The sequence below is a fragment of the Scrofimicrobium canadense genome (genome assembly GCF_009696615.1).
In the GTDB taxonomy this organism is placed as follows: Bacteria; Actinomycetota; Actinomycetes; order Actinomycetales; family Actinomycetaceae; genus Scrofimicrobium; species Scrofimicrobium canadense.
On the sequence record NZ_VULO01000003.1, the window covers coordinates 24,083 to 38,043 of the forward strand.

Sequence of the window (13,961 nt, forward strand, 5' to 3'; positions counted from 1 at the left end):
CCCTTGTCACTGTACAATAGCTGGTTGGCAGGTGGGGCACCAATATACGTCGCGTAGTTCTGTAGCTTTTGCCCCAAGCCTAGTAAAAGCAATCGGCGTTCCACACCTGCGGCAGGGTTTACGCGCTCTTCCATAGACGTAGTGGCGCCGTCCAGGCCGAGTGTCACCGGTCAATGTGCGTTCCCACCTGGCACAGTTGGCAACAATTGCGCGCCTTCCAATTGTAATAAGGCGTTTGAGGTCGAGAGTATTGGCTGCAGACCGAGGGTCAAATCCACCGAGAAAACAGAGCTCATTGGCGTATTCGTTACCAAACCCCGCAACGTTTCTCTGATCGAGCAATGCCACATGGAGCGGCCTTGAGTCAGCTGTAAAGTTACCCAAGACCAGAGTTTCCATTGCTTTATTCCACTGCGGAGAAAGGATGTCCGGCCCCAGGTGACCCACCACTTCCGATTCGCTAGTGGTTGGGATAACACTCACCTGAGCAATTTCAAACCCTACCGCTTGTTTTTCCTCTGTTTCCAATACAACTCGCGCTTTATGTGCCGGTTTGCGCCAGGATTGCCCCCGACGATATACATGCCACACACCCTCCATTTTTAAGTGCGAATGGAGAGTGCGATGGCCAATGCGCAGTAGAAGATGCTTGCCTACCGGAATACATCCGATTACCTGTTCCCCGACCATATCCGGAGCTTGGCGGTGCGTTCGCAATTCGAAACGGGTGAGTATCTGCCCAGCTAAAGCATGATCAAGCATCTTTGCGGTGCGAAATACTGTGTCTCCCTCAGGCATCTACAACACCTTCTTTCGCCAGATCAAGCCCCGGGGTTTTCTCTCAAACCCTGCATCTAACAGTGCGGGAGCCCACGGCGACTGAGATACTGCAATACCGTTAATAGACTCCAAAGTGAACGCGTTGAGTTGCGCTTTGATGAGTGCGCGGGCAAGAGCGTGAGCATAGGTCGCCCGATCGTCCTTAGTGGCATCCTCCCCTAGCAGGTCTACAGCAGTGCGACCTCCTCTTTCCATGTAGAAAACAGCCTCGCCATCAACCAGAACAACTAAGGCACCTGGGTTTCTCCGTGGTCGAGCAATCTCAGGCAGATCAGAACTCGATTGAATATCTGGCCACGGCAATACTGCGCCATAGGGGTTAGCTGGGTCAGTTGCAGAAAGAACCACGATATGAGGATTGCCGGTCTGCGCGCGGGCTTCCATATGCTCTGCAAATTCCCGAAGTCGGTCAACTGTGTGTGACAGTGCAAATTGTGCGCCACCGAGGCCTTGGATCAAGTACCCGCGCCGACACTTTCCACTTTCTTCTAGCTTAACCAAAGCCTGATATATACGGCTAAATCCTCCCTCCACAGATTCCGCATTGACAACTCCCCTACTTACAACCGCGTAGCGGTCCAACAGCAGTCCCAAGGTAGCTACAAAACGATGGGATGCATCGGGGTCCACCGAGGGCAACAAGGACCAACGACCAACCAGTGACGGCTCAGTCGGTGTCGCAGACAGGGGCGGTGCCATCTCACGGAGAAGAGAAGTTCGCATACGCCGTGGACGTCGGCGATGCGGCGAGGTTTTTTGAGCCGCACGCTTACCCTTCACCGCTACACGAAGCGCTTCAATATTGTCGGTAGTGACTACCGATTTCCACGCCAAAGACCAAAGAGCGCCGGAGAGATCGGATGAAGATATCTGTATGTCTGCATCGCGCAGATGCTCCATGATTGCTGGGGCGAATAATGCACCGTGCTGCGTGAGAACCTCAACGACGCGCTGCTCTAATCCGTCGCTAGGTGCTTCGGCTTGCGGGAGTGTTAACGGTGCGGTGTCACGATGGTGGAAGCTGACCCACCCATCTGTGGTGGAAAGCTGGCCTTCGCCCACCCATAAGAACTCTCCCGAGGTGATAAAAGAGTCCAACATCTCAGGTTGGTATCCCTCCACACGTGCTGGCAAAACTAAACTTTCCCATGTGGAGGCAGGAAGAGTAAGCCCAGTCAAGACATCAAGAGCCATCTCGACTGCCTCAGCCCCCGCTACATCCGTACCGATACCCTGCCATTCTTGTAAAAAAGCAGCGTATACGTGCTGTGGCACGGCTTCAACGCTGCCCCGCAGCAACGCTATTGACCGTCCCCTCACTCGGCGTAATACGTCGCGGTGTATCCACTGAGACTGAGAGCCTTCACTTTCCTCGGAGAAAACTCCCTCAATGAAAAGCCTCTCTTGGGTGAGAATTCTCAGCTCAGAGGCGACCACCGCGGTCCCTAAACCAAAAGAGTGAGCAGCCTCTTGGGCTGTGAAGGGGCCACGATTGGCACCATAGCGAACCAAGAGGTTCCGCAATGCGTCTGGTTGCGGCTGGGTGAAAGCAGAGGGAACACCCATCGGCAGTGCGATCCCCAAGGCTTGCTGCAGCACGCCGGCGTCTTCTATCGTTGCGTAGACTTCACTTCCTGCTATGCGAATGACTATGACGCGCCTTGCATCTATGAGTTCAGATAAGGCCTCATCGAGTTCTTTTTCGGTGATTGCCTCATCCGGCGTAGCCGTGCTGCCAAGACGCGCTGAAAGCTGCGGAATCGACATGGGGCCTAAGAGGCGCAAGAGATCAGCGACGCCCTCTGGTCCTCTAAACCACCGCGACGGTGCAAGTTTTTGCAGTTCATCGTGTACTTGCCTGATGGCCTCTGGTTCGAGGATTTGAGAGAGATCTGTATCTCCCAAGAGCTCACGCAACAGCTCTGGGTCCACACTGAGGGCAGCAAGACGCCGTTCACCTGCAGGTGTGTCCCCCTCGTACATAAACGCACCGACGTAGCCAAAGAGAAGTGACTGGGCAAAGGGACCCGGGACATCGGTGTGACTTTGCTGGAGGCGGATGCGCCCGTCTCGAATCTTTTGATGTACGCCGACCAACGCATCAACGTCGTACACATCTTGGAGGCATTCACGCAGAGCCTCTAACACTATGGGGAACGTGGGATAACGAGTCGCCACTTCTAAAAGCCGGGCCGAGCGCTGACGCTGCTGCCATAGCGGGCTTCGCTTGCCGGGCTTTCCACCTCCAAGGATCAAAGCTCTAGCCGCGCATTCACGAAAACGCGAAGCAAAAAGGGCTGAATCTGACACTTCGTCTAGTACCAACTGGCGTAGCTCATCGGGATCAAATGCGAAGAGACTAGCACCCGGAACGTCATCATCCGTGTCGGGAAGTCGCACGATGATTCCGTCGTTCGAAGCGATCGCAGTCGCCTCAAGCCCGTAGAGCTGCCGTACCCGCGCATTGATAGCAAGTGCCCACGGTGCGTGGACGGCAAGACCCAAAGGAGATTCCAAGACCAGACGCCAGTCTCCAACGTCATCTTTGGTCTGTTCAACTAAGAATGTCGCATCGGTTGGTACAGTTCCTGCAACCTCTCGCTGCTCAGTCACATAAGCTAATGTATTGGCGACTGCGTTATCGTCAAAGCCTAGTTCACGTAAGAAATCAACCGCCGAATCATCACTCCCTTTGACGAGAGAGTGATCCAGTCGACCTATTAACTCACCAAGTCCTTGCCCCAGTTGGAATGGACGTGATGCTGAGTCACCTCGCCAAAAAGGCATTTTTCCAGGAACTCCAAATGCCGGTAAGACTTCGACAGTGTCTTTGGTAATTTCTTTGATGCGCCACGATGTTGTGCCTAACGTGAATACTTCCCCCACGCGCGACTCATACACCATTTCCTCATCAAGTTCACCGACGCGACTGCGACTGTAGTCATCGCCGGCGGTGACGACACGAAATAGACCCCTATCAGGAATGGTGCCGCCTTGAGTTACCGCAAGACGCTGGCTTCCTGGACGCGCGGACAGTAGGTTATCTGTGCGGTCCCAGATCAGACGTGGCCTTAGCTGGGCGAATTCCGTTGAGGGGTATTTGCCAGCCAGCAAATCCAAAGTCGCATCGAAAACAGTTCGTGGCAGTCTCTGATACGGAGCCGCTTTTACAACGGTTCGATACCACTCATCAACATCCCAGTCTCTCATTGATACCGCAGCAACGGTATGCTGCGCCAAAACATCGAGAGGATTAGTGAGGACCTGAGTGTCCTCTATCTGCCCGCTACGCATTCGTTTAACAACAGCTGCTGTCTCTAGCAATTTGGAGCGATGGGTAGGGAAAATAATCGCTTGGGAGATGCCACCTACGTGGTGACCAGCCCTACCTATTCGTTGCAGACCGCTAGCCACCGATGGCGGTGGGTCCATGAGTATCACTTGGTCCACCAGCCCCATGTCTATTCCCAGTTCTAAACTGGATGTCGATACCACACAGCGAATTCGACCGCTTTTAAGTCCCTCTTCTACGTTCTCACGCTGTTCCTTTGACACCGAACCATGGTGGGCTTGGGCCAGAGGCTCTTCACTGCCGGTTTCCTTTTCGTGAAGAGTGTTGATCTGCTGGGTGAGCCTTTCGGCTAACCTGCGCGAATTAGCAAAGATGATAGTGGAGTGCACCGAAAGAATATGGCGATAGATTGCATTTTCGATCGACGGCCACATTGAGCCGAGCCGATGTTCACCGCCATAGTCCTCACTGTCATACCCCTCAGGCATTGGTGGCTGAGTCATATCGGGCACGGGAACTTCAACGCGAATGTTGAAACGAGGTTCCGCATGAGGCGCTACTATCGTGACTACCTGTTCCCCACCTAAAAAACGAGCTACCTCTCTGTGCGGCTTGACTGTAGCACTGAGCCCGATGCGTTGAGCAGGTGTTGGAAGGAGATCGTCAAGGCGCTCAAGCGACAAAGCTAAGTGAGCCCCCCGCTTATTCCCAGCTAAAGCGTGTATTTCATCGATGATTACTGTCTGAACTGATGAGAGTGATTTTCCAGCCTCGCTGGTGAGCATCAGATACAGTGACTCAGGTGTGGTGATAAGAATATCAGGTGGGTGTTTTACAAGACGCCGGCGTTCTTGCGCAGACGTGTCCCCTGAGCGTACCCCCACGGAAATGGATGGCGCCGACAAGCCGAGCGCAAGTGCGGCTTGGGTAATTCCCGCCAGAGGTGAACGCAGGTTCTTCTCAACATCCACCCCCAGTGCCTTCATTGGAGAAATATAGAGAATCTTGACTTTTTCGTCAGCCTCTTCAGAGCGTTCTTGAACTAACTTATCGATAGACCAGAGGAAAGCCGAGAGAGTCTTCCCCGACCCAGTGGGTGCCACCACCAATGTGTTATTGCCCCGAGCAATCGACTTCCAAGCACCGACCTGGGCCTCTGTGGGCTGCGCAAAAGACGAGTCAAACCACCGCTGAGTTGCCTCTGAGAATGGAAGCACGTCATTTCCCGCGGACTGCTGGTGCATGCAATAAGTCTAGTGGGAGCCTCCGACAAGGGAATGTCTCCCCCGCAGCTCTCTGGCATAGAAGTCTCTCTTCCAATACCCACCATTCGGTTTCTACTTCGATTGTGACCCCCAATGGTTCGCAGAAGAATCACCGATCTCTTCTGGAGCCAAAGCCACGTGCTTGTGATTATCCGCGGCAAAGCGAACGCGAAACTGAAAGCCTGGCAATGCAAAACTCTGAACCCGAGATTCTGTTGTCTTGCGAATGATCAGACGCATGCCCGCTTTGAAGCTCTCACCACCACTGTCGGGAGTCACAACCATGTCTAACCAGAATGTGCGGGTCTGATCATTTTCTCCAAGTAATGCAGCCTGCACGACTTTGGCGCTCCCGGGAAGTCCGCTTAATTGCACCTGCGAGGTCTTTTCGGGTTGGACCACGTTGCCGTACGCATCATATTCAACTTTTCTGCCGACAGCCTCGCGGTCCAGTACTTCAGCGTCTTCCTCCAGCTGTTCGATTCGGTCTGCAATCGCCTGGTTTTCTTCCGGACTCCATTGTGCATAGTCATCGCGGGCAACGCTGTCGAGTATCGTGACCAATTCTGCAGGACTCGCCTGGTCAACTGGCACTCCGATTTCAGATTGCGTTCCGCCATTTCACTACGCGGATCTGAGTCAAGGACAATCGCACCACCTGCTCCGATACTCAGCTCATGTCCAGAGCGCACGACAGTTCGAATGACCACATTGAGGCGAGCGGTCCCGTCATATCCGATGTATCCGATGCTGCCAGAGTAAATGCCACGAGGCGCACTCTCGAGTTCTCTGATGATCTCTAAAGAACGTTTCTTCGGAGCTCCCGTCATGGACCCCGGTGGGAAACATGCCCTAATGGCATCGACCACGGTGGCGTGGGGTCGAAGTTCTCCTGTCACTGTAGAGACCAACGAATGGACCCTCTGCGATTCGACCCGCATAAAAGAGGGAACCTGTACCGACCCCACTTGACACACCCGCCCCAAGTCATTTCGCGTCAGATCGACAATCATCATGTTCTCTGCCCGCGTTTTATCACTTTGAGAGAGCTGGGATGCAGCTAGCGCGTCAGTTACCGGATCATCTTCTCGCTTGGCAGTCCCTTTTATTGGACCCGAGGAAACCATGTTATTTCGGTCTATGCTGAGGAATAGTTCTGGGGAATGGCATACGATTTCGAGGTCATCGCCCAACTTGAGATAGGCACCATACTCCGTGTCACCACGATAATGACTAAGTATGTTGCCATGGACCCGGCCTCTGAAGCTATCGGTAAGACAAATTTCGTAGGAGTCGCTGCGCCGCAGATACTCTAAACAACGATGAATTTTTTCTATGTACGAGGCGTCGTCACTGTCCCACTCACCTCTAATATTGGTGGCGTTCGATGCGCGTGGCCGACCAGTAATATAGTGCTGTAACTGTCCCGGGTCAGTACTTAGAGACACCACAAAGGTACGGGACTCTTCACGATCATGAATGAAGAATTGTTCAGGTCGAATCCACATCGCATCAGGCAGTGATGAGCTGCTTTCGTGCTCTAACGCCTCAAATCCTATGTACCCCATCCAACCACCATAAAAAGGTAAATTTTCAGGAAGAGAGTGAATCAGGTTCACCCCCAATAGGTCTCTTTCAATAACGGCGAGAAATGGTTCATCCCCAACGTTGAAGGAAAGCTGAGGTGCCGAAGCGTTGTCGAAACCGATAATCGTATAGCGACTGCCTACCTCGCATACAATCACATGTTCGAAATCAACCGACAAGTTTTCTACCGTCGCACGCACGTCAAGCGTCCCCGCAACTTCCGTATGCTTCACTGCCACTGTAGTGCATTCATCGACAACTGCCCTACGGTCGTCCTCTACAGGAGGCACCAAAACCGGCAGTCTTCCCTGGCACAGAAAATCTTCGATCAACACCCTGGAATCTTCACTCACATACGCTTCGGGATGGAATTGCACTCCCCAATGGGGGCGATCTTTCACTTCGATGCCCATGATGGTGCCATCATGACTCCATGCACATGCGCGTAATGACTTAGGAAGAGGATGATAGACCGCCAGCGAATGATAACGAACCTGCACCACGGGAGAAGGCATTCGACGGAAAATACCACTGCGATCGTGCATGATTTCCTCGGCTGTTCCGTGAACAGGAACTGCAGTAGGCTCAACGTCCGCTCCGTAGTACTGAGCCAGAGCCTGGTGTCCCAGACACACACCCAATAGCGGAATATGTGATGCTGCATCAATGAGCTGAGCCAATTCCGGATAGTCACTGGGACGTCCAGGACCAGGTGAGAGCACCAGGTGAGTGAATTCTCCCCCGCGAATCCTCTCCGGCAGGTTCTGCGCGAACACTTGATCTATCGCAACAACTGCGGGCCCCGATGCACCCTTGATCGGTGCAACGCACCTCCTCATGGAAAATCTCTTTGCCACAGAAAACGCATAGCGGACTGAGCCCTAAGTAATTTCGTGCCTCAACTAGACTGCTACTTCGCCAGTAATGCATGTTATATCGGGGAGCTCAGAGATGGAACCTGCACTTGAACGCAAGCTAGGCGTGGCTGGAATCCTCTTCATGGTGGTTGCTGCTGCGGCTCCCATCACTGTAGTTGCGGCGAATTTTCCTATCATTTTCAGCGTCTCTGAGTCGATCGGTGCTCCGTTGATGATCCTGTTGGCGACAGTCATTTTGCTATTGTTCTCCGTTGGGTATGCGTGGATGACACCCTTCGTACCAGATGCCGGCGCTTTCTACTCATATGTTGATAAGGGAATGGGAAGAAGATCCGGGCTAGGAACTGCCGCCCTCGCCCTGGTCTCATATGTACTGCTCACTGTGTCAATGACCTGTTATTTAGGCGTTCAAGCCAGCAATCTCTTTTTGATGTGGACCGGGGTCTCACTGCCCTGGTGGCTGGTATCAGCATTGATGCTGATCATTGTCGGGTATTTGGGATATCGCGATATAGAGTTGTCCGCTAAAGTCTTGGCCATAGTCCTCATCCTTGAAGTCGTCGCGGTGCTCTTCATCGATCTAGGAGTGATCTTTTCTGGCCGGGAACTGAGTCTGAGTCCCTTTAGTCCCACCCAGGCGTTATCAGGGGCTCCGGGACTGGGACTTCTTTTTGCCTTTCTTGGTTTCTTCGGTTTTGAGGCAACCGCGGTCTTCCGCAACGAAGCAAAGACGCCTGAACGGACAATCCCCAGAGCTACCTACATTGCGGTATCGTGCATTGGGATTCTCTACACACTAAGTTCTTGGCTGGTCATCAATGGCCTCGGCACATCGAACGCAGTAGCTGCAGCTTCCGCCGATCCCGAGCACGTGGTCATGAATCTGGCTGGCGAAGTAGTTGCGCCAATCATGGCCGATATTGTACAAATACTAGTTGTCACGAGCATGTTTGCATGTATGCTTGCCTTCCACAACATTGTGACCCGCTATATTTTCACTCTCGGCCAACGCGGTATTCTGCCGTCTGCTTGCGCCACTGTGCATCCGCGCCATACTGCGCCTTCACGCGCGTCGCTGCTAGTGAGCATTATTACGTCGGTCATTGTTGTTGTTTCAGCACTCATTCAATTAGATCCTGTCATTCAGATCTACACGTGGTATTCGGGAGCGGGAGCATTGGGAGTCATCGTGATGATGACCCTGACCAGTATTGCCGTCATTGTCTTTGGCACTAGCCGAGGTTCAACTCAAGCGCCTCATGTAGTTCGCACATTAACGGCGCTAGGTACGCTCGGATTACTACTGGTACTCATTATTTCTATATGGAATTTCCCGGTTCTAGTGGGCAGTAATATGGCCGCGATCATATGGGGAATAGTCCTCTTAGGGACATTCACCGTGGGACTGTTATCCCCCAGTTTGCACAAGGCTTCGCCTGTCGCTATGTCTACCGAAGAACACAAAACGTCCGAGACTGACCACATAGTTATGTAGCGGCGTCAACTTCAATTGGTTTTTCGATCGATACTTGCCCACACTAGCATTGTGATTCGCTTGATTTCCTGGTTTGCTGAAAACGCCCGACCGCTACCTTGGCGTGAGCCCAACGTCACTGCATGGGGCATTCTGGTATCGGAAGTCATGTTGCAGCAAACTCCCGTCGCGCGAGTTGAGCCCATGTGGCATGCGTGGATGCGCCGCTGGCCCACCCCAGGTGATCTTGCCAGTGCCTCGACGGCCGAGGTGCTTGAGGCTTGGGGACGCCTGGGATATCCCCGCCGGGCTCTTCGTCTACACCAGGCTGCTCACCGCATTGCCACCGAATATGACGGCCAGGTTCCTTCCGATGCAGCACTACTGCGGGCACTACCTGGCATTGGCGAATATACTGCCGCCGCAATCCAATCTTTTGCCTTCGGCATGCCAGCTTTAGTTTTGGATATCAACATACGCCGAGTCCTTGGACGTGTTTTTGGAGGTGTGGAACGTGTTAGCTCTTCGATCACACATACTGACCGCCAGTGGGCTGCTAGAGCTTTTGACGAGGCGCATCGCCACCCATCGTGGAACGCAGCCATCATGGAGTTTGGCGCTTTGATATGTACTTCGCGCAGTCCGGCCTGCGGCGAATGCCCGATTGCTGATCGCTGCAAATGGCGACTGGCGGGCTATCCGCCCAGTGAGCTCACGCCTCGCACGCAAGCGTGGGAGGGAACTGACCGTCAGGCGCGCGGAATAATCATCGACTTCCTTCGTCATTCACCGTCTTTCGCCGGGAATGTCGATGAATTGCGTCGACTGTGGCCCGATGCTTCGCAACTATCTCGAGCCATAGCCTCACTCACGCATGACGGTCTCATCCACTCACCAGAGTCTGACGTCTATTATCTTGGTTCTGCACAACACATCGAGTGAGTTTCATAGAAGCCACACCATCAGCGCTTTTCAAAGCAGTAATCCCTAGCTGAAGGCTTCCTCCATCACTCCTTGCGTTGCTGCTGAGGGGGTTCCAAAACGGTGCATCGTAATGGATACTGCCTGTTCATGAACAAATGGGAGTATCTCAACGCGCGCTGCAGTTGTCACTGGGCCATCCCACACTGCCAGGTTGATGGAAGAGGTCAACTCCCTACCAAGGCCCTGTCGTTGGGCTCCCACCAAACGGATCCGCGCGTCGTTGTCTTGATGAGAGAGACCGCGCACAAATGCCTCGTCGTCTTCTTCGATACATACACATTCGTATCGGTTAGCCCATTGTGTAAAGGCTGAAGGAATTCTCCGGGCTGAAGAGAGCACGAGATGAGGGCTCAGTCTTCTATCGACTGTTGATTGTCCCGGTGCTAAGCGTCGTTTGTAATCGCTTCCTTCTCCCTGCACAAACTCTCCTACTGCCAAAGCATAAGCAACCGTCAACATCACATCGCATAGTGAAGCTTGCTCGGCGGCGCGAATTGTCGCGGCAGCGGGCACGTAGCGCAGCACATTGCGTTCACAACGAAGACCGCTGGGATCATTCAACCGATCAAAATGCTCATCACAGGTCTTTTGCGTATGTCGCAATCCCGTTAGCACCCGAGACGCGTCTTCCGTTCCTAACAGTTGTTGCGCCAGCTGACCTAGCTCGCGCAACTGCGGTTTTGTGATCGACACGTCCACGATGTCGTTGGTTGTCACTTGAGTTCTTTGCTCAATGTCTCCAAAACCTAGAAGGTAGTTGGGGCCTCCGGCTTTAGCGCCGCTACCAACTGCTGACAGCTTCCAACCACCAAACGGCTGACGCCTGACGATCGCACCGGTAATAGTCCGATTAACGTAGACATTTCCTGCATGAATATGATCTAGCCACAACCGTATCTCTTCAGTGTCAAGAGAATGTAAGCCCGCGGTCAAACCAAACTCAGTTCCATTTTGAATTTCGATTGCTTCTCCAAGGGTATCCGCGCGCATCACACCCAATAGTGGGCCGAAGTATTCGACTGTGTGAAATTCCGATCCAGGCACAACACCACTTCTCACACCAGGACTCCACAATCTATTTGTCGCATCGAGTCTACGCGGCGCCAACGCCCATCTTTGACCGGGTTCCAACGTAGTGAGACCACGCATAAGCTTATCCCCCGGAAGCACTGAGAGTGGCCCCACCTCGCCCATTGGATTCTGCGGCCAATCAACAGTGAGGGACTGGGTGGCATCAATTAGCTGACGATAGAACCTCTGTGAGGTACCTACTGAACCAACAAGTATCACCAATGAAGCAGCCGAACACTTTTGCCCAGCATGCCCAAATGCCGAATAGACAACGTCTTTCACGGCCAAATCCAAATCTGCAGACGGAGTGACAATAATGGCGTTTTTACCTGATGTCTCCGCCAATAGATTGACATCTGGTCGCCACTGCAAGAACTTCTGCGCAGTCTCTGAGGAACCAGTTAAAACAATGTTTCCCACGCGCGGGTCTTCGACAAGTGCTTTACCCAGTGAAGAATTGTCTGGCACCACCAGTTGCATCACGTCTGGATCAACTCCCGCGGCCCATAGGCATTCGGCAAGTATCGCACCACAACGCTGAGTAGCACTAGCGGGTTTGAATACAACCGTACTTCCAGCTGCAAGTGCTGCGGTAATACCTCCCATAGGGATTGCAAGCGGGAAATTCCACGGTGGCGTAACAAGGGTGACTTCAGCAGGTTTGAAAGTTGCCCCTGGTATTGTTTCGAGTTCTCGAGCGCATTCACCGTAGTAATGCGCGAAATCAATTGCCTCCGATACTTCGGGATCACTTTGATCCAGAGTCTTCCCTACTTCTGAAGCGGCTACTTCCAGGAGGTCGGCTCGCCTCCGGGCAAGTTCAAACCCCACGTTGTGAAGGAGCTCAGCTCGTTCAGCCGCGCTCTTCTTCCTCCACTCTTCGCTAGCTCTTTGAGCCTTCGACAAAACCAGGTCGACCTGTTCTTTGCTACTGATCCTGTGAGCTGCCACCGTCTCTTCCCCAGCAGTGGAAGAAACGATGTTTTCGCTGATTGTTGTGGCCCATTCGCGATTGCTTGGAAGACTCGGATCAGTATCTGCAGTATGAGAAAATCTCCATCTTCCCTGAGAATCTTTCTGAGTTTCCTCGAAATCGTCGCGAGCTTCAGTCAAACGGTTTTGGCGACGTTTGGGTGTGCAAACCGAGGTTCCTGTCTGCCTCATTTCTTCAGCTGCGTTAAGGAATCGCTGTTTTTCTTTCAAGAAAGCATCATCACTGACAGCAAAATCGAAAATCGATGCCATAAAATTGGCTGAATCAGAGTTCTCTTCGAGTCGACGAACTAAATAGGCAATGGCGACGTCAAATTCACTTGGACGCACCACCGGCACATAATACAGCAGAGGCCCCACTTCCTCTGTAACCGCTTTAGCTTGGGGAACTGCCATTCCCGACAGCATCTCAATGTCAATGCTCTCACGAACCCCACGCAGTCCCGCCAGTTCCCATGCTGTTGCCAGAGAAAACAGATTATGCCCAGCAACACCGATACGAACATTGGCGGTTCGTTCAGGAGTGAGTGCCCAATCTAAAAGACGTAAGTAGTTTGCATCGGTGGACTGTTTGGAATCCCAGGTCGCTACGGGCCAACCATGAAGTTCCGATTGCACTCGTTCCATCGCAAGGTTGGCGCCTTTGACAAGTCGAACCTTTATCGAGGCTCCTCCCTTAGAACGCCGTTCTTTCGCCCAAGACTGTAACTTTTCCATGGCTCCAAGAGCGTCGGGCAGATATGCCTGAATAACGATCCCCATATCTAAGCCGATGAGTTCGGGAGAATCCATCAGTGTTTTGAAAACATCGAGTGTGAGATCGAGGTCCCGATATTCTTCCATATCGAGGTTGATGAACTTTGCGTCCGGACTGGAAGCTGCATACTGATAGAGCGGGAGTAGACGTTCGACTGCAGTCTGTACCACTTCAGCATGTGACCACTCCGAATGTGGGCCGACAACGGCGGAGACTTTCAAAGACACGTAATCGACATCAGAGCGTTTCAACAGTTCAAAAGTGTCCTGTAAACGCCGGTCTGCTTCCGCGTTTCCCAGCACAGCCTCGCCCAAAAGATTGATGTTGAGCCGGGCACCTGAAGAGCGCAAGCGCTCGATGGCAGAAGCCAGTTTGCGGTCCCCTACATCTAATACCAAATCACCGACGAGCCCAGCGAATACGCGCCGCGCTGCCGCAACGACCAATCCCGGCAGCTTTTTTGAGACGGTTCCGCCAACACTTGCCGGAATGCGAAGCCACGCAGGAAGAAAACTAGGAGGATTTTTCATTAACTTAGCTAGATTCCCGGCAGCCACTTTTTCATCTTCAGGGCGAATCACACCGTCGACGAATTCTACGGTGAAAGCCAGACCATCTGGATGTTTGAGTACATCAGCAAGAAGTTTCGCGGTAGGTGTTTCCGAATAGGCTTTTGAACGTTCAGCCCAACGTCCCGCTGTGATCACCGCATTGTCAATGGCTGTTTCCATGTCGGTGGTAGCCCCTGGGCGATCCAGATCTTTCTGAGTCATTTTTTCTCCTGAATGGTTGATAGTGAGGCAGTACCAGTCGGCGTTGC

At 52.9% G+C, this 13,961-nt stretch carries 7 protein-coding genes; 2 read left to right on the forward strand and 5 right to left on the reverse strand.

From position 1 onward, the window contains the following. Nucleotides 1–6 precede the first annotated feature (6 nt). From FYJ24_RS02770 to FYJ24_RS02785, 4 genes are all read right to left on the reverse strand, one after another. On the reverse strand, nt 7–798 hold the full coding sequence (locus tag FYJ24_RS02770; protein WP_154543396.1) for a DNA-formamidopyrimidine glycosylase family protein: 792 nt from the start codon (nt 796–798) through the stop codon (nt 7–9). Further along, nucleotides 799–5,376: a DEAD/DEAH box helicase gene (locus FYJ24_RS02775; RefSeq protein WP_154543398.1), complete on the reverse strand. Its 4,578-nt coding sequence runs from the start codon at nt 5,374–5,376 to the stop codon at nt 799–801. A 93-nt stretch (nt 5,377–5,469) separates the two neighbouring features. Beyond that, nucleotides 5,470–5,772 (reverse strand): hypothetical protein, encoded by a 303-nt coding sequence (locus tag FYJ24_RS02780; protein WP_206192464.1) that lies wholly within the window; start codon nt 5,770–5,772, stop codon nt 5,470–5,472. Then, entirely contained in the window at nt 5,763–7,823 is a 2,061-nt protein-coding gene (locus FYJ24_RS02785) for a chorismate-binding protein (RefSeq protein ID WP_154543402.1), read from the reverse strand. The genes FYJ24_RS02780 and FYJ24_RS02785 overlap by 10 nt, the downstream gene beginning before the upstream one ends. Before the next feature lie 112 nt (nt 7,824–7,935). On the opposite strand from FYJ24_RS02785, the gene FYJ24_RS02790 reads away from it, so the two are divergent. Both FYJ24_RS02790 and FYJ24_RS02795 read left to right on the forward strand, forming a co-directional pair. Continuing rightward, nucleotides 7,936–9,357 (forward strand): APC family permease, encoded by a 1,422-nt coding sequence (locus FYJ24_RS02790; RefSeq protein WP_154543404.1) that lies wholly within the window; start codon nt 7,936–7,938, stop codon nt 9,355–9,357. 51 nt (nt 9,358–9,408) lie between these two features. After that, nucleotides 9,409–10,278, forward strand: a complete 870-nt coding sequence (locus FYJ24_RS02795) for an HhH-GPD family protein (protein ID WP_318656477.1) — start codon at nt 9,409–9,411, stop codon at nt 10,276–10,278. A gap of 45 nt (nt 10,279–10,323) precedes the next feature. On the opposite strand, the gene FYJ24_RS02800 is transcribed toward FYJ24_RS02795, so the two are convergent. Then, a complete protein-coding gene (locus FYJ24_RS02800) occupies nt 10,324–13,914 on the reverse strand; it encodes a proline dehydrogenase family protein (RefSeq protein WP_154543408.1) in 3,591 nt (1,196 codons plus the stop codon). Nucleotides 13,915–13,961 lie beyond the last annotated feature (47 nt).